Source organism: Pseudomonas sp. TE36184, from assembly GCF_054060055.1.
On record NZ_JBSSCU010000001.1, the window covers coordinates 3,800,001 to 3,826,394 of the forward strand.

Here is a 26,394-nt window from a genome sequence, read left to right on the forward strand (position 1 = left end):
TTCCGTTTCGACTGCGCCGGAAGTGGGGCGAATTATAGACGTCCAGGATTTGCCGTCAACACCTTTTTTTCACAATTCTGTCATATCGGTCAAAAAGGCCGCAAAAACGCGAAAGCCGGCCCCAAGGGGCCGGCTTTCAACGCGTCTTACAAGCTAGGGAAGGCAAACTGTGACGCTTCATGACTGGCCCGTTGCGGCCAGCGCTGGGTAATGGCCTTGCGCCGGGTATAGAAACGCACGCCATCCGGCCCGTAAGCATGCAAGTCGCCAAACAGCGAGCGCTTCCAGCCGCCAAAGCTGTGGTAGGCCACCGGCACCGGCAGTGGAACGTTCACGCCGACCATGCCCACTTCAATCTCGTCACAGAACAGACGCGCCGCTTCACCGTCACGGGTGAAGATGCACGTGCCGTTGCCATACTCGTGATCGTTGATCAGTTGCATCGCCGCTTCCAGGCTATTGACCCGCACCACGCACAACACCGGCCCGAAGATCTCTTCTTTATAGATACGCATCTGCGGCGTCACGCGGTCAAACAAACTGCCGCCGAGGAAGAACCCCTGTTCATGCCCGGCAACGCTCAAGCCACGACCATCGACCACCAGCTCAGCGCCCGCCGCCACACCGTCTTCTATATAGCCGCTGACCTTATCCCGCGCCTGGCCGGTGACCAGCGGCCCCATATCCAGGCCGCACGAGGTGCCCGCGCCAATCTTCAGCGCCTTGACCTGCGGCACCAACTTGGCGATCAATGCATCCGCCACCTGGTCACCCACACACACCGCCACCGAGATCGCCATGCAACGCTCGCCGCAGGAACCATAGGCCGCGCCCATCAAGGCACTGACCGCATTATCCAGATCGGCATCCGGCATCAGCACCGCATGGTTCTTCGCGCCGCCCAGCGCTTGCACGCGTTTGCCGCGCTTGGTCGCTTCGGCGTAGATGTACTCGGCAATCGGCGTCGAACCCACAAAGCTCAAGGCCTTGACCTCCGGCGCTTCGATCAGCGCATCCACCGCGCCCTTGTCGCCATGCACCACGCTCAGCACGCCCTTAGGCAGGCCGGCCTCCTGCAGCAATTGCGCGATCAGCAGCGTCGAACTCGGATCACGCTCCGACGGTTTGAGGATAAAGCAGTTGCCGCAGACGATCGCCAGCGGGTACATCCACAACGGCACCATCGCCGGGAAGTTGAACGGGGTAATCCCGGCCACTACGCCCAACGGCTGGAAATCCGACCAGGCATCGATGTTCGGCCCCACATTGCGGCTGTACTCGCCCTTGAGAATTTCCGGCGCCGAGCACGCGTACTCCACGTTCTCGATGCCACGCTTCAATTCCCCCGCCGCGTCTTCCAAGGTCTTGCCGTGCTCCTCGCTGATCAACTGCGAGATGCGCGCTTCGTTCTGCTCCAGCAACTGCTTGAAACGGTACATCACCTGGGCACGCCTGGCCGCCGGCGTATTACGCCAGGCCGGGAATGCGGCCTTGGCCGAGTCGATCGCGCGCTGGATGGTTTCGCGACTGGCCAGCGGCACCTGGTGAATCACCTGGCCGGTGGACGGGTTGTACACATCGGCAGTGCGACCGGATTCGCTGACCAATTGGCCGTCGATCAAATGCTGGATAAGGCTCATGCAGGGCTCCTGAAAAGTTGTTCTATATAGAAGGAGAAATCAGTCGATCTTGTTCAGCACTTCGCCGACGGCATCGAACAGGCGATCCAGGTCCTGCGGCTTGCTGTTGAAGGTTGGCCCGAACTGCAGGGTGTCGCCGCCAAAACGCACGTAGAAACCGGCTTTCCACAAGGCCATGCCAGCCTCGAACGGACGCACGATGGCATCACCGTCACGCGGGGCAATCTGGATCGCGCCGGCCAGACCGTAGTTGCGGATGTCGATCACGTTCTTGCTGCCCTTCAAACCATGCAGCGCATTCTCAAAGTGCGGAGCGACTTCGGCTACGCTCTGCACCAGGTTTTCCTTCTGCAGCAGGTCCAATGCCGCCAGGCCAGCCGCGCAGGCCACCGGGTGTGCCGAGTAGGTGTAGCCGTGGGGAAATTCCACCGCGTATTCCGGCGTCGCCTGGTTCATGAAGGTCTGATAGATCTCGCTGCTGGCAATCACCGCGCCCATCGGGATCGCACCGTTGGTGACTTGCTTGGCGATGCACATCAGGTCCGGGGTCACGCCGAAGCTGTCGGCGCCGAACATCGAGCCGGTACGGCCGAAACCGGTGATCACTTCGTCGAACACCAACAGGATGTTGTGCTGGTCGCAGATTTCACGCAGACGCTTGAGGTAACCCTGTGGCGGCACCAACACGCCAGCGGAGCCGGCCATCGGCTCGACAAAAACGGCAGCGATGTTCGACGCGTCGTGCAACTCGATCAACTTGAGCAGTTCATCGGCCAGGGCAATACCGCCCTGCTCCGGCATGCCGCGCGAGAACGCATTGCTCGCCAGCAAGGTGTGAGGCAGATGGTCAACATCCATCATCGCCTGACCAAACATCTTACGGTTGCCGTTGACGCCGCCCAGGCTGGTGCCGGCGATGTTCACCCCGTGATAGCCACGGGCGCGGCCGATCATCTTGGTCTTGGTAGACTGGCCTTTTAGGCGCCAGTACGCACGCACCATCTTCACCGCCGTATCGGCGCACTCGGAACCGGAGTCGGTGAAGAACACATGGTTGAGGTTACCCGGGGTCAGGTCGGTGATTTTTTCCGCCAGTTGAAACGACAGCGGATGACCGTATTGGAAGCCCGGCGAGTAGTCCAGCGTGCCCAGTTGCTTGGCGACCGCTTCCTGGATTTCCTTGCGGGTGTGCCCGGCGCCGCAGGTCCACAGCCCCGACAACGAATCGTAGACCTTGCGGCCCTTGTCATCGGTCAACCAGCTGCCTTCGGCGGCCACGATCAGGCGCGGGTCACGCTGGAAGTTACGGTTGGCGGTGTAAGGCATCCAGTGAGCGTCCAACTTCAGTTGGCTGGCCAGGGACGAAGGGGCGTTTTCGGACATGTTCATCAGCAAAACCTCGCAAGGCAAAAAGCAGCGCCGGGATTGAAAAGCGTTCTTGCAGCTAAATTGCCACGGGGATAAAGTCTGTGAAATCCAACTCTTCTAACCTTCAGTCAGGCCCCGACTAAACTATGAGCATCCGTCGACCCGACCCCCTGGCCCAAGTCAGCGACTTCGATATTCGCCTGTTGCGCATCTTTCGCAGTGTGGTGGAGTGTGGCGGCTTCTCGGCGGCGGAGACCGTGCTCGGCATCGGCCGCTCGGCCATCAGCCAGCAAATGAGCGATCTGGAGCAACGCCTGGGATTGCGCCTGTGCCAGCGCGGGCGTGCCGGATTCTCGCTGACCGAGGAAGGCCGCGAGGTCTATCAATCGGCACTGCAACTCTTGAGTGCCCTGGAAAGCTTTCGCACCGAGGTCAACGGCCTGCACCAGCATTTGCGCGGCGAACTGATCATCGGCCTCACCGACAACCTCGTCACCCTGCCCCACATGCGTATCACCCATGCCCTGGCGCAATTGAAGGAACGCGGCCCGGACGTGCAGATCCAGATCCGCATGATTGCCCCCAATGAAGTGGAACAAGGCGTGCTCGACGGCCGCCTGCATGTCGGCGTGGTGCCCCAGGCCAGCGCGCTGTCCGGCCTGGAATACCAGGCGCTGTACAGCGAACGCTCGCTGCTCTACTGCGCCGTCGGCCACCCGCTGTTCTATGCCGACGACAAGCAGTTGGAGGATGGACGCATCGACGACCAGGATGCGATCGCCCCCACCTTCCGCCTGCCCGCCGAGATCCAGGCCCACTACCAGGCCCTCAACTGCACCGCCAGCGCTTCTGACCGCGAAGGCATGGCGTTCCTGATCCTCACCGGCCGCTACATCGGCTACCTGCCCGATCACTACGCCAGCCTGTGGGTGCAACAAGGCCGACTACGCGCGCTGAAACCGGCTACACGTTTTTACGATTTAAGCCTGGCATCGGTCACGCGCAAGGGGCGGCGCCCTCATTTGGTGCTGGAAAGTTTCCTCGACAGCTTGGCGGCAACCCGCTAATTCGGGCCTCGCACAAAAAGCTGAGCAAGTGGACAGCTTTTTGCAAGGGCACAAGGACCTAGAACCGTCCGACTCGAGTTTGCCCGCCATGCCACCAGAAACGTCCAGCCCCAGCGACCTGATCTACGGCCTCAACGACCGCCCAAAACCCCTGCCCGCCCTACTGGCCGCCCTGCAACATGTATTGGCCGCCTTCGTCGGCATCATCACGCCGCCGCTGATCATCGGCTCGACCCTGGGCCTGGCGGCTCACCTGCCGTACCTGATCAGCATGGCGCTGATGGTGTCCGGTGTCGGCACCTTCATCCAGGCGCGTAGGCCGTTTGGCATCGGCGCCGGCATGATCTGCCTGCAGGGCACCAGCTTTGCGTTTCTCGGCGCCGTGCTGTCGGCGGGCTTCCTGGTCAAGCAACGCGGCGGCAGCCCGGAAGACATCCTGGCGATGATCTTCGGCGTGTGCTTTTTCGGCGCCGCCGTACAAATCGTGCTGAGCCGTTTTATCGGGCAACTGCGCCGGGTGATCACGCCGCTGGTCACCGGGATCGTGATTACCCTGATCGGCATCAGCCTGATCAAAGTGGGTATCACCGACCTCGGCGGCGGGTTCAATGCCGCCGATTTCGGCGCGCCCATCAACCTGGCACTGGGCCTGTTCGTGGTGTTGACGATCATCCTGCTCAACCGCTCGAACACACCCTGGGTACGCCTCTCGGCGATCATCATCGGCCTGGCCCTCGGCAGCCTCGCGGCCTGGTTCAGCGGCAAACTGGTGCCCCAGGCCCTGCCCGACCTGCCGTTGATCAGCCTGCCGATGCCGTTTCGTTATGGTTTCAACTTCGACTGGAGCGCCTTCCTACCCATCGCGCTGATTTATCTGATCAGCAGCATCGAAACCGTGGGTGACCTCACCGCCAACTGCATGATCGCCCGCCAGCCCATCAGCGGCCCGTCTTATATAAACCGGCTCAAGGGCGGCGTACTCGGCGACGGGGTGAGCTGCATGATCGCCGCCACCTTCAGCGCGTTCCCCAACACCACGTTCGCCCAGAACAATGGCGTGATCCAACTCACCGGCGTGGCCAGCCGCTATGTCGGCCTGTACATCGGCGTGGTGCTGTTTTGCCTCGGCTTGTTTCCATCGATCGGCGCGGTGCTGCAGCAAATCCCCAAACCGGTATTGGGCGGCGCGACCCTGGTGATGTTCGGCAGCGTGGCGGCGGCCGGCGTGCGTATTCTCGCCCAGGCGCCGCTGGACCGACGCAGCATGCTGATCATCGCCACCTCGTTCGGCGTCGGCCTGGGCATTGCCGCCCAACCGAACCTGCTGCACTTGATGCCGACGCTGGTGCAAAACCTGTTCGACTCGGCCATCACCAGCGGCGGGCTGACCGCCATCGCATTGTGCCTGTTACTGCCGGAAGCCAAAGCGAGCCCCGCAGCAAACGGCGCGCCACATGGCGATACGCTGGAACCGCTTTGAGGGTTTTATTGCATCAGGACTTGTCTGAGGCTTGAGGGTGGGTTATCTGTGCATACATCGTCTCTATCGATCAGCACGGAAACCTCCATGAGCCTCGAAGTTCCTGCCCACAGCACCCACGCCGGGAAGCCCGCCAGCCGCATTCGGCAAAAGAACGAGCAAGCGATTCTTCAAGCGGCCGAAGACGAGTTCGCGCGTCACGGCTACAAGGGCACCAGCATGAACACCATCGCTGCCAGCGCCGGGTTGCCGAAGGCCAACTTGCACTACTACTTCACCAACAAGATGGGCCTGTACGTCGCGGTGCTCAGCAATATCCTCGAACTGTGGGACAGCACCTTCAACGCGCTGACCGCCGAGGACGACCCGGCCGTGGCCCTCACCCGCTACATCCGCACCAAGATGGAGTTTTCCCGACGACAGCCCCAGGCCTCGCGGATCTTCGCCATGGAGATCATCAGCGGCGGCGAATGCCTTACTGAATACTTCGGCCAGGACTACCGCGCCTGGTTCAGTGGCCGGGCGGCCGTGTTCCAGGCCTGGATCGATGCCGGCAAGATGGACCCCATCGACCCCGTCCACCTGATCTTCCTGCTGTGGGGCAGCACCCAGCACTATGCCGACTTCGCCAGCCAGATCTGCCGCGTCACCGGGCGCACCAAGTTGACCAAACAAGATATGGAAGACGCCGGCACCAACCTGATCCACATCATTCTCAAAGGCTGTGGCATCAAGCCCGCCCTCTAGACGACACCGCCTATGCCTTTCACCCTCACCGGCCTTTGCGAATTCCGCGAAGAAATTCGCAAAAGCCGCTTCATCACCCTGGCCGCACCGATCACCAGCGCGCAAGAAGCCCAGGCGTTCATCGAGCAGCACAGCGACCTGAACGCCACGCACAATTGCTGGGCCTGGAAACTCGCCGACCAGTACCGCAGCAACGACGACGGAGAACCTGGCGGCACCGCCGGGCGACCGATCCTCGCCGCCATCGAGGCCCAGGGCTTCGATCAGGTGGTGGTGCTGGTGATTCGCTGGTACGGCGGCATCCAACTGGGCACCGGCGGGCTGGCGCGGGCGTATGGCGGCGGCGCGAACAAATGCCTGCAAACCGCCGAGCGCATCGAGCTGATCAGCCGCGTGCCGTTGAGCTGCGACTGCGGGTTTTCCGAACTGAACCTGGTCAAGTTGCGGGTCACCGAACTCGGCGGGCTGGTACTGGAGGAACACTTCACCGCCAATGGCGTGGAGCTGCAACTGGCCCTGGGCGAAGCACACATCGACACCCTGCAAAACCAGCTTGCCGACCTGAGCCGGGGGCGTATCCTGCTGCAACGTTGAAACTGCTAATGTTGTTCGCTGAACGCCCTGAACCGCGACGTCAAAGGAAGCTCTGCATGTCTACGCCAAAAACCGCACTGATCATCGGCGCCTCACGCGGGCTGGGCCTTGGCCTGGTCAAGCAATTGCTCAAGGATGGCTGGGACGTGACCGCCACCGTGCGTGACCCGAACAAGGCCGACGCCCTGAAAGCCGTGGGCCCGGTACAGATCGAGAAACTCGACATGGACGATCAGCAAGCTGTGATCGCCCTGAGCCAGCGCCTCAAGGAACGCACATTCGACCTGCTGTTCGTCAACGCCGGCGTCAAGGGCCCGGCGAACCAGGAACCTGGCCACGCCACCCTGGCGGAAGTCGGCCAGTTGTTCTTCACCAACGCCGTGGCGCCGATCAACCTGGCCCAGCGCTTTGTCGGGCAGATCCGCAAAGATTCCGGCGTGCTGGCGTTCATGAGTTCAGTCCTGGGCAGCGTGACCATCCCTGACGGTTCCGAGCTGGCGCTCTACAAGGCGAGCAAGGCCGCCCTCAACTCGATGACCAACAGCTTCATCACCCAACTCGGCGAGCAAAAAATGACCGTGCTTTCCCTGCATCCGGGTTGGGTGAAGACCGACATGGGCGGCGAAAACGCACACATCGACGTCGAGACCAGCGTGCGCGGCCTGCTCGATCAGGTGAATGCCTACACCGGCAAAGGCGGCCACCACTTCGTGGACTACCGGGGCCATACCATTCCCTGGTAAGCCGCCATCAAAGGTGGGAACACGCTTCTCGAGAGCAGCGCGTTCCTACCGGTAGACCGGATCTAGAACTACACGTAATCTAGCCACCTCGCCCTCACCGGCGACCCTGGATCAGCAGACAGGGCAACACTGAGCTGGCAAACCTGAACCCATCATTCAGAGGAGCCGGCCCATGCCTGCGACCCGTATCTGGTTAAAAAACCCCCTCGCGATTTTCACTGCCAATGGCCTCGATGCCCGCGGCGGCCTGGTGCTGCAAGACGGTGTGATCAACGAACTGCTGGGCATCGGGCAAGCGCCTGCACAGCCCTGTACACAGGTGTTCGACGCCCGCGAACATGTGGTCTTGCCGGGGCTGATCAATACCCATCATCACTTCTACCAGACCCTGACTCGCGCCTGGGCGCCGGTGGTCAATCAGCCGTTGTTCCCGTGGCTGAAGACCCTGTACCCGGTGTGGGCGCGGCTGACCCCGGAAAAACTCGCCCTGGCCAGCAAAGTCGCGCTGGCGGAATTGCTGCTCTCAGGCTGCACCACGGCGGCAGACCACCACTACCTGTTCCCGGACGGCCTGGAACATGCCATCGACGTGCAAGTCGACGTGGTGCGCGAACTGGGCATGCGCGCCATGCTCACTCGCGGCTCCATGAGCCTGGGCGAAGCCGACGGTGGCTTGCCGCCGCAGCAAACCGTGCAACAGGGCGCGGTAATTCTGGACGATAGCCAGCGCCTGATCCGCCAGTACCACGAACGCGGCGACGGCGCGCAGATCCAGATCGCCCTGGCGCCCTGCTCGCCGTTTTCCGTCACCCCGCAAATCATGCAAGCCAGCGCCGAACTGGCCGCGAGCCTCGACGTGCGCCTGCACACGCACCTGGCGGAAACCCTCGACGAGGAAGACTTCTGCCTGCAACGCTTCGGCCTGCGCACCGTGGACTACCTCGACAGCGTCGGCTGGCTCGGCCCGCGCACCTGGCTGGCCCACGGCATTCACTTCAACCCGGACGAAATCGCCCGCCTGGGCGCCGCCGGCACCGGGATCTGCCATTGCCCAAGCTCGAACATGCGCCTGGCCTCCGGCATCTGCCCGACCCTGGACCTGCTCGCCGCCGGTGCCCCGATCGGCCTGGGCGTGGACGGTTCGGCCTCCAACGATGCGTCGAACATGATCCTCGAAGCCCGCCAGGCGCTGTACATCCAGCGCCTGCGTTATGGCGCGGAAAAAATCACCCCGCAAGGCGTGCTGGGCTGGGCGACCAAAGGCTCGGCGCAGTTGCTCGGTCGTTCGGATATCGGTGAGTTAGCCGTAGGAAAGCAGGCCGATCTGGCGCTGTTCAAGCTGGACGAACTGCGCTTCTCCGGCAGTCACGATCCGATTTCGGCGTTGCTGTTGTGCGGCGCCGACCGGGCCGACCGGGTGATGATCGGCGGGCAATGGCGGGTGATCGACGGCCAGGTCGAGGGCCTCGACCTCAAAGGCTTGATTGCCGATCACAGCCAGGCCGCCCGTAACCTGATCAATCCCTTGTAGGAGCGAGCTCGCTCGCGAAAAACGTCAACGCTAACGCAGGTGTTCTGATTCACACGGCGCTCTCAGATTGTTCGCGAGCAAGCTCACGCCTACACCCCTAACAGCGACAACATGATAAAGGTCGCAAACAACACAAAGTGGGTCATCCCTTCGATGGCGTTGGTTTCGCCATCGTTGAGGTTGATCGCACTGACGATCAGCGTGATCAACACCATCACGCTTTGCACCGGCGTCATCGCCATCTGGAACGGCTGGCCGGTGTAGAGCGCCATCGCTTCCATCACCGGCACCGTCAGGATCACCGTCGACAACGATGCGCCCAGTGCAATGTTCACCACTGACTGCATGCGGTTGGCCAGGGCGGCGCGCAAGGCGGTCAGAATCTCCGGTGCCGCCGAGATGGCCGCGACCACAATCGCCGTCATCACCGGCGGTGCGCCCGTGCCTTCCAGGCCCAGGTCGAGGGTCTTGGACATCACCTCGGCCAGCGCGCCAATCACAATCACCCCGAACACCAGCGTACCGATGGAAAATGCCAGGTTCACCGGCGGCGCCTGTTCTTCCGGCAACGTCTTGCGGCGTTTTTCCGGGTAGCTGTAGCTGAAGAAATAACTGTGCGGGCCCACCTGCATGCGCAGGAACAGGGTGTAGAGCACCACCATCGCGCCGATGGTGAAGGCCGAGTAAATTTTCCAGTCCGCTTCCGGGATGAATTCCGGCACCACCATCGACACGCCCATGGCGGTGAGGATCATCACGCTGTAGGTGCGCGCCGAATCGTCATTGTAGGATTGTTCGCCGTGCTTGATGCCCCCCATCAGCGCGGCCAGGCCGAGGATGCCGTTGATATCGAGCATCACCGCCGAGTAGATGGTGTCGCGCACCAGGGTCGGCGACGGTTCGTTGCTCATCATGATCGCCAGGATCACCACTTCCACCAGCACGGCGGCCAGGGTCAGGATCATGGTGCCGTAGGGGTCGCCGACCTTTTCCGCCAACTGCTCGGCATGGTGAGCGACGCGCATCGACGCCACCACGATAAAGCCGATCAGCGCCAGGCCGGCCAGTAGCGCGACCATTTGCCCGTTATGGAGCATCCAGTGCTCCAGCGGGTACGCGGCGACGGCGGCGATCAGCGCCAGCAGCATGAATTTTTCTTGCTTGAGAGAGGTGAGCATTGCGGGCCTTTTGTGCGGCAAATCAGTCATTGACGGGGTACAGACTGCAGTACATCGCTAACGTTTCGTTACATCTTAGTTCGCAGCGCCCCTGCGCGAATAGAACCAATACTCTCCTCTTGGTCAGGTTTTGCCGATTATTTCAGTCATGGCCTGTAGAATGCCGCCATTGCACCCGATGAGATTTTAGACATGTACGATTGGCTCAACGCCCTGCCCAAGGCTGAACTGCACCTGCACCTGGAAGGCTCGCTGGAGCCTGAGCTGCTGTTCGCCCTGGCCGAGCGCAACAAGATTGCGCTGCCATGGAACGACGTCGACACCCTGCGCAAGGCCTACGCCTTCAACAACCTGCAAGAGTTTCTCGACCTGTATTACCAGGGCGCCGATGTACTGCGCACCTCCCAGGATTTCTACGACCTGACCTGGGCCTACCTGCTGCGCTGCAAAGCGCAGAACGTGATCCACACCGAACCCTTCTTCGACCCGCAAACCCACACCGACCGTGGCGTGCCGTTCGAAGTGGTGCTCAACGGCATCGCCGCCGCGCTCAAAGATGGCGAGCAGCAACTGGGCATCACCAGCGGCTTGATCCTCAGCTTCCTGCGCCACTTGAGCGAAGCCGAAGCCGAGAAAACCCTCGACCAGGCGCTGCCGTTTCGCGATGCGTTCGTGGCCGTGGGCCTGGACAGTTCGGAAATGGGCCACCCGCCGAGCAAGTTCCAGCGCGTGTTCGACCGTGCCCGCAACGAAGGCTTCTTCACCGTGGCCCACGCCGGCGAAGAAGGCCCGCCCGAGTACATCTGGGAAGCCCTCGACCTGCTGAAAGTCCAGCGTATCGACCATGGCGTGCGCGCCATCGAAGACGAGCGCCTGATGCAACGGATCATCGACGAACAGATCCCGCTGACCGTGTGCCCGCTGTCCAACACCAAGCTACGCGTGTTCGACGACATGGCCCAGCACAACATCCTCGACATGCTCGAGCGTGGGGTGAAGGTGACGGTGAACTCGGACGACCCGGCGTACTTCGGCGGCTACGTCACCGAGAACTTCCATGCGCTGTACACCGCCCTGGGCATGACCCAGGACCAGGCCAAACGCCTGGCGCAAAACAGCCTGGATGCGCGGCTGGTGAAGCCCTGACGGCGTAAACCGCGACTGACAATGTGGGAGCCAGCGCGCTCCCACATTCGTTGTGGATTGCCGGTTAAATCTCGCTCAACTCTTCCAGGGTCTTGCCCTTCGTCTCCATCCCAAACACCCACACCACCAGCGCCGCCACCGCAAAGCACAATGCGCCCAGGGCAAACACCCCGCCCTGCCCGGTAATCGGGAACACCAGCCCGGTCACCAACGGCCCGAGCAACGACCCGACCCGCCCGATCGCCGAAGCGAACCCGGCCCCTGTCGCCCGCGCCGAAGTGGGATACAACTCCGGCGTGTAGGTGTACAGCACCGCCCACATGCCAAACAGAAAGAACTGCATCAACAACCCCGAGGCGATCAGCAGGCCGACATTGCCGCCGAACACCGCGCTTTGCCCATACAGAAACGCCATCACCCCGCCGCCGAGCAAGGTCACCACGCACACCGGCTTGCGCCCCCAACGCTCCACCAGCCAGGCCGCCATCAGGAACCCGGGAATCCCGCCCAGGGAAATGATCACCGTGTAATACACCGACTGGGTCACCGCAAACCCCGACTGCTGCAGCAAGGCACTCAACCAGGAGGTGAGCCCATAAAAGCCGAGCAAGGCGAAGAACCACACACTCCAGATCATCATCGTGCGCTGACGATACTGCGCCGACCATAATTGCTGGAACGCCGAGAAAAAGTTGCCCGGCACACTCTCCACCCGCGGCAGGCGAATCGGCTGCGGCAACTCGGCGCGGCCCAGGGAATCGCGCACTTTCGCCTCGATCCCCAGCAACACCTTATCCGCCGCCGCATGCCGCCCGGCCTGCTCCAGCCAGCGCGGCGACTCCGGGATAAAAAACCGGATCGCCAACACAAACACCGCCGGCACCGCCAGCACCAGGAAGATGTCGCGCCAGCCGATCAGCGGCAGCAAAAAGTACGACAGCACCCCCGCCGCCACAAAACCCAACGGCCAGAAGCCATCCATCAACGCGATATAGCGCCCGCGCCCCTTGGCCGGAATCAGCTCCGAGAGCATCGACTGCGCGATCGGAAACTCCATGCCCATGCCAATGCCGAGCAGGATGCGAAACAACGTCAGCGTCTCCACCGTCTGCGCCGTGGAACACAAGTAGCTGGCGATCCCCCACAACACGATGCTCCACTGGAACACCGGCTTGCGCCCGAAGCGATCGGCGAGCATCCCGGACAACGACGCGCCCACCACCATGCCGAAAAAACTCGAACTGGCCAGCAAGCCAGCCTGGGCCGTGCTCAGGCCGAACTCGGCTTTGATCGAGCCGAGCAGGAAAGTCATCATCGCCAGATCCATGGAGTCGAAGAAAAACGCCAGGGCGATGATGATAAAAATGACTCTGTGGTAACCGCTGATGGGCAACCGTTCCAGCCGTTCTGCCGCGCTATAGCCGTGCGTACCCATGCCCCATCCCCTGTGTGAATAATCCCCTCTGGGAGTGTGGGCCATGGTTTTTCCGGGTTATTGCTGGGTGCGACCTGATCGCAACTCTGAACGACGTCATCCGGGTCAGAGCGCGTCGGGCACGGCCAACCGGGTGATTTCCGCCAACCCGGTGTCGCTGACGAGCAAGGCGCGGGACTCGTTGACCGCACGGATCCAGTTCGACTGCAAAAACAGTTGCAATAGCCCGGCTCCCAGCGCGCCGCCCAGGTGCGGTTGCTGCTGGCTCCAATCGAAACAGTCGCACACCAGCGGCAAGGCCAGCGCCTGGGTGAAAATGCCCAGGCCAGCCAGGTGCTGCGCGCCTTTGACCGTGACTTGGGTGCGGAGCTCGTGGCGCTCGATCCAGCCGGCCGCGATCATCCGCTGATACAGTTGCGCCGCCAGCTCGCCGCCGAGGTGCCCATGGCATAACCGCGCATGGCGCAGCGGGGCCGGCGCCGCCAGGGTCAGCGGTGAAGCCTGCGGTGCGCTGCGCGCCGCACTGGCCATGGTGGTACTGGCCAAGGCATCGATGGCGGTGCTGACATCCGCCGCCGCCACACGAAACAACCGCTTGCCGCGACGCGCTTCGACACGCAGCAAACCGCCGCCGGTAAGCCGCGCCAGATGGGCATTCGCCGAGGCCGGCGACAACCCCGTGAGCGTCGCCAGTTCCTGGGAAGACTTGGCCGAGCCGTCCATCAAGGCCCAGAGCATGGCGGTGCGTTTTGGCTCGGCGAGCAAGCTGGCAATCTGACTGATGCAAGGTGCCTGTTCCATGTGTTCACTCCTTGTTAAATCATTTCTCTGCTGTGGTTGGCGCCAAAGTATAGGTGCGCAAGCAGTCAGTTCCCCGGCGTCTGACAGCGCGGATAGGGACAGGATCTGAGTGAAATTTCCGGCTTTAGTGGAGGCTATTACGCACTGGTGAATTGTTCCGACCACTGCGCGGTCAATGTCGCACAACGGGACACGAGCATTTCCCGCAGCAGGTTGATGGGCTTACTCAACTGCGCGCGATGCGCGCATAACAGGTTGAGCGGCGTCCGCTCGCCGCGCAGCTCAGGCAGAATCACGCGCAAGCGTCCGGCGCGGACGTCGCTGCTCACATCCAACCAGGACTTGTAGGCGACGCCCACCCCGGCGACAGCCCATCGCCGTACCACGTCAGCATCGTCACTGAAGCGGTCGCCGCCGACAGTCAGGCTGACTTCGCGTTTGCCGTCATGAAACGTCCAGTGGTCATGCACGCGAGTGCCGAGCATATACAGCAGGCAATTGTGCTGGGCCAGTTGCTCCAGATGCCGCGGTTCGCCGTGGCGCTCGAGATAACTGGGCGCCGCGCACAGCACGCGCACGTTATCCGGCGCGACGGGCAGCGCGACCAGGCTGGAATCCTCCGGTTCGCCATAGCGCAGGGCGATATCCACCGGCTGGCGGAACAGGTCGGCAATGCGGTCGCCCAGCAACAGGCGCACCGTCAGTTGCGGATAGTCACGCTGGAACTCGTCGAGCCAGGGCAACAGCTGGTTGCGACCAAAATCCGAGGGCGCCGACAGTTGCAGCACACCGCTGACATGGTCCTGGCCACTGGCCAATAACCGCCGCCCTTCGTCCAGCGAGCTCAGCGCGGCGCGCGCATATCCGAGAAAACCGTCCCCTTCAGCGGTGAGGCGCAGGCTGCGAGTCGAGCGCGCCAGCAAGCGCGTGCCCAGTTGCTGTTCGATACGCTTCAACGCCGCGCTGGCCACCGCCGGCGACAGGTCCATGACCCGCGCCGCGGCCGACAGACTGCCCAGGTCCGCTGCGCGCACGAACAACTGCAAATCATCAAAGCGCAGCATCCAATTCCACCCATTATCAAAATATTGTTGAAACAGACTGCTGTTTTAGCCGCTTTTATCTGCATCGGAAATAGCCAATCATCTGCCCATCCCATACAGCCCGTGTCAGGAGTCGAATATGTCCGCTGCCTTTAACGTCATCGCCACGCTGATCGCCAAACCTGGCCAACAACACACCCTCGAGTCGCTGCTGCGCGGCCTGCTGGAACCGACCCGCCAGGAAGCCGGTTGCGAACAGTACGACCTGCACCAGGACCTGCAACATCCCGAGACGTTCTACATGCTCGAACGCTGGCGCGACGACGCGGCCCTGGCCGACCACGACCAGAGCGCACACATCCAGAGTTTCCGCGCCAAGGCCGCCGACGTACTCGCGCACTTCGAACTCAAGCGCCTGAAATTTCTTGCCTGATCACCGCGTTTTTTTGTAGGAGCGAGCTTGCTCGCGAAAATCGTAAACGATGACGCCGCGCTTTTGATTCAGCGCGGCCCCTGTGAGTTTTTCGCGAGCAAGCTCGCTCCTACAGTCAACTCCCTACTTCTGGAGCCCCCATGAAAGCCATTGCCTACTACGCCTCACTGCCGATCAACGATCCGAAATCCCTGCAAGACATCGAGCTGCCGGAACCAGTCGCCGGCCCGCGCGACCTGCTGGTGGAAGTCAAAGCCATCTCGGTCAACCCGGTGGACACCAAGGTCCGCCAGAACGTCGCCCCGGAAAACGGCGCCGCCAAGGTGCTCGGCTGGGACGTGGCCGGTGTGGTCAAGGCCGTCGGCAGTGAAGTGACGCTGTTCAAGGCCGGTGACAAAGTGTTCTACGCCGGCTCCCTGGTACGCCCGGGCGGCAACAGTGAACTGCACACCGTGGACGAGCGCATCGTCGGCCATATGCCCAAGAGCCTGGGTTTTGCCGACGCAGCCGCCTTGCCGCTGACCGCCATCACCGCCTGGGAACTGTTGTTCGAACGCCTGCAAGTGCGCGAGGGTAAAAAGGACGAAGGCCAGAGCCTGCTGATCGTCGGCGCTGCCGGCGGCGTGGGGTCGATCCTGACCCAATTGGCCAGCCAGCTCACCGCACTGAAGGTCATCGGCACCGCGTCGCGCCCGGAAACCCAGGCCTGGGCCAAGGCCCTTGGCGCTGACCTGGTGATCGACCATAGCCAGCCGCTGAGCGAAGCCCTGAAACACGCGGGTGTGGCCCAGGTGACCCACGTCGCCAGCCTGACCCAGACCGACCACCATTTGGATCAACTGGTCGAAGCCTTGCAGCCCCAGGGCAAGCTGGCGCTGATCGACGATCCGAAGGCCCTGGACGTGAGCAAACTCAAGCGCAAGAGCCTGTCGCTGCATTGGGAGTTCATGTACACCCGCTCGATGTTCGAGACGCCGGACATGATCGAGCAACACAACCTGCTCAATCGCGTCGCCGAGCTGATCGATGCCGGCACCCTGAAAACTACCGTGGGCGAGCACTTCGGCGTGATCAACGCCGAGAACCTACGCCGCGCCCACGCGCTGCTCGAGAGCGGCAAGGCCAAGGGTAAGATCGTGCTGGAAGGGTTCTGAAAGAGGTCTGTCAGTGTCGTCCGTCATTCGCGTAAGTGATGGACGACACCACTAGTCAGGGAATTGACCTTTGTCATCATTGTGAACGTATTCGGGTTTATATTGGCGGCCTTTGCCACGATTCTTTTACGTGAGGAAGTCAGCAATGAAGATCCTGATAAAAGCGTTAGCAAAATCCCCGGGCAATAAATGGCAGGTCCGTCTCGACGGCGAAGCCATCACCTTCCGCAGTGAGGCCGAAGCCCGCGCCTTCGCCGAGACCCTGCAAGCGCGCATCCAGGCGCCCCACCGTTTCCCACTCGACCAGCAACGCTCCGCTGCCGCTGGCTGACGTCTTTCAGACCTGCGCCTGTAGGGCACGTGCTCGTTGCAGGCGCTGGGTCGACAGTGCAATCGTCACCGCCAAGACCCCGCACAAGCTGATGACCATCGCCATCGGCATCGCCGTGCCGTCGTGCAACACGCCCACCAACGAAGCCGCCCCCGCTGCCACGCCGAACTGAATGCAACCGAGCATTGCCGAGGCGCTACCGGCTCGCGCGCCCTGCCCGCTCATGGCGCAGGCCGAGGTGTTGGGCAAAATGCAGCCCAGGCTGGCGATGCAGATAAACAGCGGCAGCAGCAACGGCCACAACGCTTCGGTGCGCAAGGCCGCGACGCCGAGCAGCGCCAACGCCGCCAGCATGTAGAGCCACACCGTGCGCGACAGCAAGAACGCCGGCCCGCGCTTGGCGAGCAAGCGCGCATTGACTTGGGCCATCAGGATAAAGCCGGCGGCGTTGGAGCCAAATACCCAGCCGAAATGCTCGGCGGGCACGCCATAGAGTTTGATGAATACGAAGGGTGAACCGGCAATGTAGGCAAACATCCCGGCAATCGAAATGCCCCCGGTCAGGGCGTAACCGAGGTAGACCCGGTCCGACAACAGGTCGATATAGCGGCGCAGCGACCCGGACAACGGTTGCCGAGGCTGATGGGCCGGAAAGGTTTCCGGCAAACCGACCGCCACTGCGATCGCGGCCATCACGCTGAACACCGTCAGGGCCAGGAAGATCGACTGCCAGCCCCACACCCCAACCATCAGCCCGCCCGCCAATGGCGCAAGGATCGGCGCCAGGCCGGTCACCAGCATCAGTTGCGAATACACCTTGGCCGAGGTCACCACATCACACTTGTCGCTGACCACCGCGCGGGAAATCACCATGCCCGCGCAACCGCCGAGGGCCTGCACGAAGCGTGCGCCGATCAGCCAATCCAAAGACGGCGCGTAGGCGCAGGCGAAGGAGGCCAGCGTAAACAACGTGACCCCGCTGAGCAGCGGCACACGACGACCAAAGCGGTCCGCCAGCGGACCGTAGATCAATTGGCCGATGGCCAGGCCGCCGAAATACACCGCCAAGGTCAGCTGGATATGTTTTTCATCGGTGGCGAACGCCGTCGCCATCGCCGGGAAACCCGGCAGGTAAAAGTCGATCGCCAGCGGCGCGAAGGCGCTCAAGGCGCCCAAAATCAGGAGTATGCGCAGGTTCATCAGGCACCCAAGTATGTCGGCAGCCCGACAGTCTAGCCGCGCTTGGGTGCGTTGAACATTACGATAGCTCGCTAACTATTAAATCAGGCGACGCTGTAGCCTTCTTCACGGATCAAGCCGGCGATCACGTCGCGGCTCAACTGGCTTTGCACGCTGACTTGCTTGGCCGCCAGGTCGACTTTCACTTCGGCTGCCGGGTCCTGATTCTGCACCGCCTGGGTCACTGCCCGGACGCAATGGCCGCAGGTCATTCCTTCAACGTTGAATACTTGCATGACATGACTCCTTTAATGAGGGTGGACGCAGTGTCAACCTTGCCACGATGGCAAGGTCAAGCGGCAAAAATAGCCGCCGGGCTGGTATTCGGTGACGCAGTCGGCCAAGCTTCACCCATCTTTGATGTGAACCACGGAGCATTCGCCATGCGCTGGTCGTTTTTTGGCCTTGTCGGCCTGATGAGTTTGTCTGCCGCTGCGCCCATGGCCAGCGCCGCCGAAGACTACGCGGTGTTGATCATTTCCCGCGAACGCCTGGAAGTACCGACCAACTGCGAGATCGGCCTGTACATCCAGGACCAGTTGGCCGGGCGCCTGTTCCAGGAACAGTCCACCTCGTTCAACCTGCCGGCCGGCAATGTGTCGCTGCGCCTGAAGCTGCTGCCGGGCCAATCGTCGGGTTGCCTGCCGGGCCTGTTGGCGCCACCCGCGCAGAACATCACGCTGAAGGCCGGTGATGTGCGCAAGTTGCGCATCGCCCAAGGCCCGGAAGGCATGTACCTCAAACCTGCGGCATTGGAATACTAAAGACGCTTGACCTTCCCCACAGGTCAAGGTTGATCCTAGGGGCAACTTCTTCAGGAGGACTGCCCCATGAATGGAACCACCACGTTTGACCTGCCCATCGGCGGCATGACCTGCGCCAGCTGCGCCGGGCGTGTCGAGCGCGCGCTGGGCAAGGTGCCGGGGGTGCAACGTGTCAGCGTGAACCTGGCCAACGAGCGCGCCCATATCGAGGTGCTCGGCCAGATGGACCCCGCCGTGCTGATCGCCGCCGTCGACAAGGCCGGCTACAGCGCATCGCTGCCCCAAAGCGAAACCAAGACCAATGCCGATCAAGCCCAGCGCCTGCACCACGAGCGTTGGGCGCTGTTGCTGGCGATTGTGCTCGCATTGCCGCTGGTGCTGCCGATGCTGGCACAGCCCTTCGGCCTGCACTGGATGCTGCCGGCCTGGGTCCAGTTCGCCCTGGCCACACCGGTGCAGTTCATCTTCGGTGCGCGCTTTTACATCGCCGCGTGGAAAGCCGTGCGCGCCGGCGCCGGCAATATGGACTTGCTGGTCGCGATCGGCACCAGCGCCGGTTACGGTCTGAGCCTGTATGAATGGCTCACCGCGCCCGTCGGCAGCATGCCGCACCTGTATTTCGAAGCCTCGGCGGTGGTGATCGCCCTGGTGCTGCTCGGCAAATACCTGGAAAGCCGCGCCAAACGCCAGACCGCCAGCGCCATCCGGGCCCTGGAAGCCTTGCGCCCGGAGCGCGCGATTCGGGTGGTTGACGGCCGCGAAGAAGACGTCGCGATCAACGCGCTCAAGCTCGGCGACCACGTGCTGGTCAAACCCGGCGAGCGCTTCCCGGTGGACGGGGAAGTGGTGGACGGCCAAAGCCATGCCGACGAAGCGCTGATCAGCGGCGAAAGCCTGCCAGTGCCGAAACAACCGGGCGACAAGGTCACCGGTGGCGCGATCAACGGCGAAGGGCGCTTGCTGGTCCGCACCGTGGCCCTCGGCGCGGAAAGCGTGCTGGCGCGCATCATCCGCCTGGTGGAAGACGCCCAGGCGGCCAAGGCACCGATCCAGAAACTGGTGGATAAAGTCAGCCAGGTGTTCGTGCCGACGGTGCTGGTGCTGGCGTTGCTCACGCTGCTCGGCTGGTGGCTGTACGGCGCTTCGCTGGAGACTGCGATCATCAATGCGGTCGCCGTGCTGGTGATCGCCTGCCCGTGCGCCCTCGGTCTGGCCACACCAACTGCGATCATGGCCGGCACCGGCGTGGCGGCGCGTCACGGCATCCTGATCAAGGATGCCGAAGCGCTGGAGCGCGCCCACGCCGTCAGCGCGGTGGTATTCGACAAAACCGGCACGCTCACTTCCGGCACGCCGAAGATCGCCCACTTGGCGGCAGTCGACGGCAACGAACCGCTGCTGCTGCAACAGGCCGGCGCCTTGCAACGCGGCAGCGAACACCCGCTGGCCAAGGCGGTGCTGGATGCCTGCCGCGAACAAGGGCTGAACGTGGCCGATGTGAGCGCCAGCCAGTCCCTGACCGGGCGCGGCATTGCCGGCACCCTCGACGGTCGGCCGCTGGCCCTGGGCAACCGCCGTCTGCTGGAAGACAACGGGCTGGACGCGGGCGCACTGAACGCTTCGGCCAAGGCCTGGGAAGCCGAGGGCCGCACCTTGTCCTGGCTGATCGAGCAAGGCGCGCAACCGCGGGTACTCGGGCTGTTCGCTTTCGGCGACACTCTCAAGCCCGGCGCGCTGGAAGCCGTGGCCCAACTCAAGGCGCGGCACATCAGCAGCCATTTGCTCACCGGCGATAATCGCGGCAGTGCGCGGGTAGTCGCCCAGGCGCTGGGCATCGACGATGTCCACGCCGAAGTGCTCCCGGCCGACAAAGCCGCCACCGTCGCCGAACTGAAAAAAACCGGCGTGGTGGCGATGGTCGGCGACGGCATCAACGACGCCCCGGCCCTGGCCGCCGCCGACATCGGCATCGCCATGGGCGGCGGCACCGACGTGGCCATGCACGCTGCCGGCATCACCCTGATGCGCGGCGATCCACGCCTGGTGCCGGCCGCGCTGGAGATCAGCCGCAAGACCTACGCAAAGATCCGCCAGAACCTGTTCTGGGCCTTTGTGTATAACTTGATCGGTATTCCCCTGGCGGCATTCGGCCTGCTCAACCCGGTGTTGGCCGGCGCGGCGATGGCCTTGTCCAGCGTCAGCGTGGTGAGCAATGCGCTGTTGTTGAAAACCTGGAAACCCAAGGATCTGGAGGACCCACATCCATGAGCATGAACATCGGCCAGGCGGCGCGTTCAAGCGGTTTGAGCGCCAAGATGATTCGCTACTACGAATCCATCGGCCTGCTCAAAGCCGCCCATCGCACCGAGAGCGGCTATCGCGTGTACGGTGCCGACGACTTGCACACCCTGGCGTTCATCAAACGCTCGCGGGACCTGGGGTTTTCATTGGAAGAAGTCGGCAAGCTGCTGACGTTGTGGCAGGACCGGCAACGGGCCAGCGCCGATGTGAAGGCCTTGGCGCGCCAGCATATCGAGGAGCTGAACCAAAAGATTCTGGAGCTGGGGCAGTTGCGCGATACGTTGCAGGACCTGGTGGAACACTGCCACGGCGATCATCGGCCGGACTGTCCGATTCTCAAGGAATTGGCGTCGGGTGGTTGCTGCGCCTGAAAAGGGTAAGGGGTGTACACAAAACCAATGTGGGAGGGGGCTTGCCCCCGATAGCGGTGGATCAGTCAATATACGTATCGACTGACATGGCGCTATCGGGGGCAAGCCCCCTCCCACATTTTTAGATCTTCAATTGCCTGAAGATCACTTCCGCACGCCGGGAGGTTGCTGCGCCTGAAGGGGGTAAGGGGTGTACACAAAACCAATGTGGGAGGGGGCTTGCCCCCGATAGCGGTGGACCAGTCAATATACGTATCGACTGACACGGCGCTATCGGGGGCAAGCCCCCTCCCACATTTAGATCTCCAATTACCTGAAGATCACTTCTACACTTTTTAGATCTCCAATTGTTTGAAGATCACTTCCACACTGTTTAGATCGACAACAGCTTGGGGGTCACTGCATCCAAGGCGGTGGCGGTGGTTCGTCAGGCGTTTTGCTCGGTGGCGCATCATCCGCCGCGCGAGCCGCCTGGCGCCGCTCTTCGTCCAGTCGCGCCGCTTCGATCTCGCGGATCACGCCGCCCACGTCGGCCAGTTCTTCCGGTTCGTCGAACTCGCCGGTCAAGATGCTGGCCGGGTGCAAGGTGCCGGCTTCGTACAGCGCCCACATTTCCTTGGCGTACTTGGTCTTCTTCAGCTCCGGGGCAAAGCGCCCGAAGTAGGAAGCCATGTTGCCCACATCCCGCTCCAGCATGTTGAACGCGTGGTTGTTGCCCGCCGCATCCACCGCCTGGGGCAGGTCGATGATCACCGGGCCGGTCGGCGTGAGCAGTACGTTGAACTCGGACAGGTCACCATGCACCAGGCCGGTACACAGCATCAGCACGATCTGGGAGATCAGGAACGCGTGGTACTCGCGCGCCTGGTCCGGCTCCAGCACCACGTCGTTCAGGCGCGGCGCCGCATCGCCGTACTCGTCGGCCACCAGCTCCATCAACAGCACGCCTTCAAGGAAGTCATACGGCTTGGGCACGCGAACGCCCGCGCCGGCCAGGCGGAACAACGCCGCGACTTCGGCGTTCTGCCAGGCATCTTCGGTTTCTTTCTTACCGAATTTGGAGCCCTTGGCCATGGCCCGGGCCTGCCGGCTGTTACGGACCTTTCGGCCTTCCTGGTATTCGGACGCTTGACGAAAACTTCGTTTGTTCGCCTCCTTGTAAACCTTGGCGCAACGCAATTCGTTGCCGCAGCGCACCACATAAACAGCTGCTTCTTTACCACTCATGAGTGGGCGCAGCACTTCGTCGACCAGACCGTCTTCGATCAGGGGTTCAATGCGTTTAGGAGTCTTCATCAGCTTTTATTGTGGGTCCTTTATTACCAAACACGCGTATGGCACTCGTTATACGGCAATCGGCTCGCCTCGGGGAGGGGCTACCGAGCTTTGACCACCGAAGAATGCATCCAATATGCCAGTTTTCCACGCAATTCAGCGTTCAATGATCGCTGTCACGCCCTGCCCTCCGGCGGCACAGATTGAAATCAGCCCGCGCCCCTTGCCCGCGACGTCCAACAGCTTGGCCAGGTTGGCGACGATACGCCCGCCCGTCGCGGCAAACGGATGGCCGGCGGCCAGGGAACTGCCCTTGACGTTGAGGCGGCTGCGGTCGATCGAACCCAGCGGCGCGTCCAGCCCCAGGTGCGTCTTGCAGTAGTCCGCATCTTCCCAGGCCTTGAGCGTGCACAACACTTGGGCAGCGAATGCTTCGTGGATCTCGTAGTAATCGAAGTCCTGCAGTGTCAGGCCATTCCTCGCCAGCAAACGCGGCACGGCGTACACCGGCGCCATCAACAGGCCTTCGGCGCCGTTGACGAAATCCACCGCCGCCGCTTCGCCGTCGCGCAGGTAAGCCAGGATCGGCAAGCCGCGCTCCCTGGCCCAGGCTTCGCTGCCGAGCAACACCAGGGAGGCGCCGTCCGTCAGCGGCGTGGAGTTGCCAGCGGTGAGCGTGCCTTTGGCGCTGCGCTCGAAGGCGGGCTTGAGGCCGGCGAGTTTTTCCAGGGTCAGGTCGGGGCGCAGGTTGTGGTCGCGGGTCAGGCCCAGAAACGGGGTGAGCAAATCGTTGTGCCAGCCTTCGGCGTAGGCCGCGGCCATTTTCTGGTGGCTCTCCAGGGCGAGCTGGTCTTGCTCGGCGCGCGGAATCTGCCAGGTCTGCGCCATCAGCTCACAGTGCTGACCCATGGATAAACCGGTGCGGGGTTCGCCATTGCGCGGCAGCTCGGGTTTGAGGTGATGGGGACGGAGTTGTAACAAAAGTTTTAGTTTGCCCGCCAAGGACTGGCTGCGGTTGGCCTGCAGCAGAATCTTGCGCAGCCCTTCGTTCACCCCGATCGGTGCGTCGGACGTGGTGTCCACCCCACCGGCAATCCCGCATTCGATCTGGCCCAGGGCAATCTTGTTGGCCACCAGCAACGCCGCCTCCAGCCCGGTGCCGCAGGCCTGCTGAATGTCATAGGCCGGGGTTTGCGGCGACAGGCGCGAACCCAGCACGCATTCGCGGGTCAGGTTGAAGTCGCGCGAATGCTTGAGCACCGCGCCGGCGACCACCTCGCCCAGGCGCAGGCCATGCAGGTTGTAGCGCTCGATCAGGCCCTCCAGGGTGGCCGTCAGCATCGCCTGGTTGCTCGCCGTGGCATACGGGCCATTGGAGCGGGCGAAAGGAATGCGATTACCGCCAATGATCGCTACACGGCGCAATTGAGTCATGGAAAGCTCCCTGTCGGTTGTGGGGTAAGTCGTTCAGACTAGCCTAGGCTCAATCGAACGACTGCCGCCGCGAGGTGGTCAACCCTTTGAACCCCAGCCTTTGGAGAGCGTTCCATGTCTGACCGTTATATCGACTTCGCCAACTCAAGCCTCGGCCATCGCCTGGTCGCCGCCATTGGCCTGCCGTCACCGGTACGCCTGGAGCGCTGGCAAGCCGGGCGTCTGCGCCCGGTCGACGGCGCGCTGCTGCTCGGCGGCGGGGCGCTGGCGGCCAAGGTGCTGGCGTTTGCGCACAAACTCACCGAGGCCATTTATAGCTACGGCGCCGGGCCGCTGGAAGCCCCGGCCTGGATTCCCGGGCATGGCCCCAAGCTCAAGGCGCTGGTGTTCGACGCCAGCGACTTGCAACACACCGACCAGCTCAAGCAATTGCGCGAGTTCTTTCAGCCCCTGCTGAAAAACCTCGATCACAGCGCGCACCTGGTGATCCTCGGCCGCGCGCCGGAAAGTCTCAGCGACCCGTTCGCCGCCAGCGCCCAGCGCGCCCTCGAAGGGTTCAGCCGCTCCCTGGCCAAAGAACTGCGCAACGGCGGCGTATTGCAATTGCTGTCGGTCGGCCAAGGTGCCGAGGACCAGTTGGAAGGGGCGTTGCGGTTTTTCCTGTCGCCCAAAAGTGCCTACATCTCGGGCCAGGTGATTCGCCTGGAAGCCTGCGCCACCCCCGTCGAAGACTGGACCCGCCCGCTTGCCGCGCGTAAGGCGCTGGTCACCGGCGCGGCACGCGGCATTGGCGCCGCCATCGCCGAAACCCTCGCCCGCGACGGCGCCGAGGTAATTCTGCTGGACGTGCCCCAGGCCAAGGCTGACCTCGAAGCCCTGGCGGCGCGCCTGGGAGGGCGCAGCATCGTGCTGGACATCTGTGCCGAAGACGCCGCCCGCCAGTTGATCGAACAACTGCCGGACGGCCTCGACATCCTCGTCCATAACGCCGGCATCACCCGCGACAAAACCCTCGCCAACATGACCCCGGAATACTGGGACGCCGTGCTGGCGGTCAACCTCAATGCACCGCAAGTGCTGACCAAGGCCCTGCTCGACAGCAGCACCCTGCACGACAACGCACGCGTGGTGCTGCTGGCCTCCATCAGCGGGATTGCCGGCAACCGCGGGCAAACCAACTATGCCGCGAGCAAGGCCGGGTTGATCGGTTTGGCCCAGGCCTGGGCGCCGCTGTTGAAAGCGCGGGGGATCAGCATCAACGCCGTGGCTCCCGGTTTTATCGAAACCCAGATGACCGCGCATATCCCCTTCGCCCTGCGTGAGGCCGGGCGCCGCATGAGCTCCCTGGGCCAGGGCGGCTTGCCGCAGGACGTCGCCGAAGCGGTCGCCTGGCTCGGTCAGCCGGGTTCCGGCGCGGTCAGCGGCCAGGCACTGCGGGTGTGTGGGCAAAGTGTACTGGGAGCGTAAGCATGGACTGGACCACCCTGGACCACCCGCCGCAGCTTATGCCGTTGTACTGGCGCGCGGCGCTCAAGCGCAGGATCACCGGCAGCCACTTGCCCGAGCAGGGGTTTCGCTGCCGCGTGAGCGTCAACCCCGAGCAGGTGGCGGCGTATCGGCAGGTGTGTGGCTTTGCCGACAGCCCGATGCTGCCGGCGACGTATCCGCAGGTGCTGGCGTTCGGCCTGCAGTTAAAACTGCTGACGGCGCCATCGTTTCCGTTCCCGTTGTTGGGGCTGGTCCACCTGCGCAATCGCATCCGTGTGTATCGGCCCTTGGGGGCGGTGAGTGAGCTGACCATCGCCGTCCACGCACACCATCTCAAACCCCACGCCAAAGGCGCAACGTTTGAGCTGGTGACCACCGCCGAAGATGCCCTCGGTCTGCTGTGGGAAGCGCAGAGCCGCATGCTCTGCCGTGGCGTGAAGCTCGACGGCGCAGCGGCGGACGACGCCTTGCCCACGCCCACCCAGGTCAGCGAACTGACCCGCTGGAAAGCCCCGGCCGATATCGGCCGTCGTTACGCCCGGGTGTCCGGCGACTACAACCCGATCCACTTGAGCGCCCTGACCGCCAGACTATTCGGTTTCCCCCAAGCCATCGCCCACGGCCTGTGGAACAAGGCGCGCACCCTCGCCGCCCTCGGCGAGCACCTGCCTGCGGCGAATATCGAAATAGAGGTCGAATTCAAGAAACCGGTGCGCCTGCCCAGCGAGGTCACCCTGCACGCCAGCGTCGCCGGTTCCAGTGGCCAGTTGTGGTTGAAAGGCGCGGGGGAGATTGAGCACATGGTCGGCCGGTGGCAGCCGATTGGCTGAA

General features: G+C 62.8%; 25 protein-coding genes. 15 read left to right on the plus strand and 10 right to left on the minus strand.

The features are described from left to right. Nucleotides 1-146: 146 nt before the first annotated feature. Together ACVWZP_RS17135 and ACVWZP_RS17140 are read right to left on the minus strand one after the other, a co-directional pair. The gene (locus ACVWZP_RS17135) at nucleotides 147-1,640 is read right to left on the minus strand and encodes a CoA-acylating methylmalonate-semialdehyde dehydrogenase (RefSeq protein ID WP_017849625.1); all 1,494 of its coding nucleotides are present in this window, start codon (nucleotides 1,638-1,640) and stop codon (nucleotides 147-149) included. Between the two features lie 39 nt (nucleotides 1,641-1,679). Beyond that, nucleotides 1,680-3,029, minus strand: a complete 1,350-nt coding sequence (locus tag ACVWZP_RS17140; RefSeq protein WP_017849626.1) for an aspartate aminotransferase family protein — start codon at nucleotides 3,027-3,029, stop codon at nucleotides 1,680-1,682. 125 nt (nucleotides 3,030-3,154) lie between these two features. Here ACVWZP_RS17140 and ACVWZP_RS17145 point away from each other — a divergent pair, with 125 nt between their 5' ends. The 6 genes from ACVWZP_RS17145 to ACVWZP_RS17170 all read left to right on the plus strand — a co-directional run bounded on the left by ACVWZP_RS17145 (nucleotide 3,155) and on the right by ACVWZP_RS17170 (nucleotide 9,170). Beyond that, on the plus strand, nucleotides 3,155-4,075 hold the full coding sequence (locus tag ACVWZP_RS17145) for a LysR family transcriptional regulator (protein ID WP_017849627.1): 921 nt from the start codon (nucleotides 3,155-3,157) through the stop codon (nucleotides 4,073-4,075). Between the two features lie 88 nt (nucleotides 4,076-4,163). After that, nucleotides 4,164-5,555 (plus strand): uracil-xanthine permease family protein, encoded by a 1,392-nt coding sequence (locus ACVWZP_RS17150; protein ID WP_046384831.1) that lies wholly within the window; start codon nucleotides 4,164-4,166, stop codon nucleotides 5,553-5,555. An 87-nt stretch (nucleotides 5,556-5,642) separates the two neighbouring features. After that, a complete protein-coding gene (locus ACVWZP_RS17155; protein ID WP_017849629.1) occupies nucleotides 5,643-6,302 on the plus strand; it encodes a TetR/AcrR family transcriptional regulator in 660 nt (219 codons plus the stop codon). Between the two features lie 12 nt (nucleotides 6,303-6,314). Further along, entirely contained in the window at nucleotides 6,315-6,896 is a 582-nt protein-coding gene (locus ACVWZP_RS17160) for an IMPACT family protein (RefSeq protein WP_457369962.1), read from the plus strand. 56 nt (nucleotides 6,897-6,952) lie between these two features. Next, a complete protein-coding gene (locus ACVWZP_RS17165) occupies nucleotides 6,953-7,639 on the plus strand; it encodes an SDR family oxidoreductase (RefSeq protein ID WP_017849631.1) in 687 nt (228 codons plus the stop codon). A 172-nt stretch (nucleotides 7,640-7,811) separates the two neighbouring features. Continuing rightward, the gene (locus ACVWZP_RS17170; RefSeq protein ID WP_457369963.1) at nucleotides 7,812-9,170 is read left to right on the plus strand and encodes an 8-oxoguanine deaminase; all 1,359 of its coding nucleotides are present in this window, start codon (nucleotides 7,812-7,814) and stop codon (nucleotides 9,168-9,170) included. An 89-nt stretch (nucleotides 9,171-9,259) separates the two neighbouring features. Here the strand turns inward: ACVWZP_RS17170 and ACVWZP_RS17175 are convergent, their stop codons facing one another. After that, entirely contained in the window at nucleotides 9,260-10,348 is a 1,089-nt protein-coding gene (locus ACVWZP_RS17175; protein WP_126589087.1) for a calcium:proton antiporter, read from the minus strand. Nucleotides 10,349-10,540: 192 nt separating this feature from the next. Between ACVWZP_RS17175 and ACVWZP_RS17180 the strand changes: the two genes are divergently transcribed. Continuing rightward, nucleotides 10,541-11,494 carry an adenosine deaminase gene (locus tag ACVWZP_RS17180; RefSeq protein WP_017849634.1) on the plus strand — a complete coding sequence of 318 codons (954 nt, stop codon included), beginning with the start codon at nucleotides 10,541-10,543 and terminating at the stop codon, nucleotides 11,492-11,494. Nucleotides 11,495-11,558: 64 nt separating this feature from the next. On the opposite strand, the gene ACVWZP_RS17185 is transcribed toward ACVWZP_RS17180, so the two are convergent. The 3 genes from ACVWZP_RS17185 to ACVWZP_RS17195 all read right to left on the minus strand — a co-directional run bounded on the left by ACVWZP_RS17185 (nucleotide 11,559) and on the right by ACVWZP_RS17195 (nucleotide 14,794). Continuing rightward, nucleotides 11,559-12,929 (minus strand): MFS transporter, encoded by a 1,371-nt coding sequence (locus tag ACVWZP_RS17185; protein WP_046485746.1) that lies wholly within the window; start codon nucleotides 12,927-12,929, stop codon nucleotides 11,559-11,561. A gap of 105 nt (nucleotides 12,930-13,034) precedes the next feature. After that, entirely contained in the window at nucleotides 13,035-13,730 is a 696-nt protein-coding gene (locus tag ACVWZP_RS17190; RefSeq protein WP_046384834.1) for an ArsR/SmtB family transcription factor, read from the minus strand. A 137-nt stretch (nucleotides 13,731-13,867) separates the two neighbouring features. Then, nucleotides 13,868-14,794, minus strand: a complete 927-nt coding sequence (locus ACVWZP_RS17195) for a LysR family transcriptional regulator (RefSeq protein ID WP_457369964.1) — start codon at nucleotides 14,792-14,794, stop codon at nucleotides 13,868-13,870. A gap of 118 nt (nucleotides 14,795-14,912) precedes the next feature. Between ACVWZP_RS17195 and ACVWZP_RS17200 the strand changes: the two genes are divergently transcribed. The 3 genes from ACVWZP_RS17200 to ACVWZP_RS17210 all read left to right on the plus strand — a co-directional run bounded on the left by ACVWZP_RS17200 (nucleotide 14,913) and on the right by ACVWZP_RS17210 (nucleotide 16,691). Next, complete coding sequence (locus ACVWZP_RS17200) at nucleotides 14,913-15,206, plus strand: putative quinol monooxygenase (protein WP_017849638.1); 294 nt, start codon at nucleotides 14,913-14,915, stop codon at nucleotides 15,204-15,206. A 140-nt stretch (nucleotides 15,207-15,346) separates the two neighbouring features. Then, nucleotides 15,347-16,360 carry a zinc-binding alcohol dehydrogenase family protein gene (locus ACVWZP_RS17205; RefSeq protein ID WP_457369965.1) on the plus strand — a complete coding sequence of 338 codons (1,014 nt, stop codon included), beginning with the start codon at nucleotides 15,347-15,349 and terminating at the stop codon, nucleotides 16,358-16,360. 145 nt (nucleotides 16,361-16,505) lie between these two features. Then, entirely contained in the window at nucleotides 16,506-16,691 is a 186-nt protein-coding gene (locus ACVWZP_RS17210; RefSeq protein ID WP_017849641.1) for a hypothetical protein, read from the plus strand. A 6-nt stretch (nucleotides 16,692-16,697) separates the two neighbouring features. Here ACVWZP_RS17210 and ACVWZP_RS17215 read toward each other — a convergent pair whose 3' ends face one another. Together ACVWZP_RS17215 and ACVWZP_RS17220 are read right to left on the minus strand one after the other, a co-directional pair. Next, the gene (locus ACVWZP_RS17215) at nucleotides 16,698-17,891 is read right to left on the minus strand and encodes a multidrug effflux MFS transporter (protein ID WP_457369966.1); all 1,194 of its coding nucleotides are present in this window, start codon (nucleotides 17,889-17,891) and stop codon (nucleotides 16,698-16,700) included. Between the two features lie 83 nt (nucleotides 17,892-17,974). Continuing rightward, nucleotides 17,975-18,166, minus strand: a complete 192-nt coding sequence (locus tag ACVWZP_RS17220; protein ID WP_017849643.1) for a heavy-metal-associated domain-containing protein — start codon at nucleotides 18,164-18,166, stop codon at nucleotides 17,975-17,977. Nucleotides 18,167-18,313: 147 nt separating this feature from the next. Here ACVWZP_RS17220 and ACVWZP_RS17225 point away from each other — a divergent pair, with 147 nt between their 5' ends. The 3 genes from ACVWZP_RS17225 to cueR all read left to right on the plus strand — a co-directional run bounded on the left by ACVWZP_RS17225 (nucleotide 18,314) and on the right by cueR (nucleotide 21,366). After that, complete coding sequence (locus tag ACVWZP_RS17225) at nucleotides 18,314-18,694, plus strand: hypothetical protein (RefSeq protein WP_046384837.1); 381 nt, start codon at nucleotides 18,314-18,316, stop codon at nucleotides 18,692-18,694. 66 nt (nucleotides 18,695-18,760) lie between these two features. After that, the gene (locus ACVWZP_RS17230) at nucleotides 18,761-20,962 is read left to right on the plus strand and encodes a heavy metal translocating P-type ATPase (RefSeq protein WP_457369967.1); all 2,202 of its coding nucleotides are present in this window, start codon (nucleotides 18,761-18,763) and stop codon (nucleotides 20,960-20,962) included. Between the two features lie 2 nt (nucleotides 20,963-20,964). After that, a complete protein-coding gene (gene cueR / locus ACVWZP_RS17235; protein ID WP_026140370.1) occupies nucleotides 20,965-21,366 on the plus strand; it encodes a Cu(I)-responsive transcriptional regulator in 402 nt (133 codons plus the stop codon). Nucleotides 21,367-21,762: 396 nt separating this feature from the next. Here cueR and ACVWZP_RS17240 read toward each other — a convergent pair whose 3' ends face one another. Both ACVWZP_RS17240 and ACVWZP_RS17245 read right to left on the minus strand, forming a co-directional pair. Next, nucleotides 21,763-22,662: a PA4780 family RIO1-like protein kinase gene (locus ACVWZP_RS17240; RefSeq protein ID WP_017849647.1), complete on the minus strand. Its 900-nt coding sequence runs from the start codon at nucleotides 22,660-22,662 to the stop codon at nucleotides 21,763-21,765. A 135-nt stretch (nucleotides 22,663-22,797) separates the two neighbouring features. Next, nucleotides 22,798-24,075, minus strand: coding sequence for an acetyl-CoA C-acetyltransferase (locus tag ACVWZP_RS17245; protein WP_169881353.1), 1,278 nt, complete (start codon nucleotides 24,073-24,075; stop codon nucleotides 22,798-22,800). A gap of 114 nt (nucleotides 24,076-24,189) precedes the next feature. On the opposite strand from ACVWZP_RS17245, the gene ACVWZP_RS17250 reads away from it, so the two are divergent. Together ACVWZP_RS17250 and ACVWZP_RS17255 are read left to right on the plus strand one after the other, a co-directional pair. Beyond that, the gene (locus tag ACVWZP_RS17250) at nucleotides 24,190-25,542 is read left to right on the plus strand and encodes a 3-oxoacyl-ACP reductase (RefSeq protein ID WP_448125724.1); all 1,353 of its coding nucleotides are present in this window, start codon (nucleotides 24,190-24,192) and stop codon (nucleotides 25,540-25,542) included. A 2-nt stretch (nucleotides 25,543-25,544) separates the two neighbouring features. After that, entirely contained in the window at nucleotides 25,545-26,393 is an 849-nt protein-coding gene (locus ACVWZP_RS17255) for a MaoC family dehydratase (RefSeq protein ID WP_301555739.1), read from the plus strand. The last annotated feature ends 1 nt before the right edge of the window (nucleotide 26,394 follow it).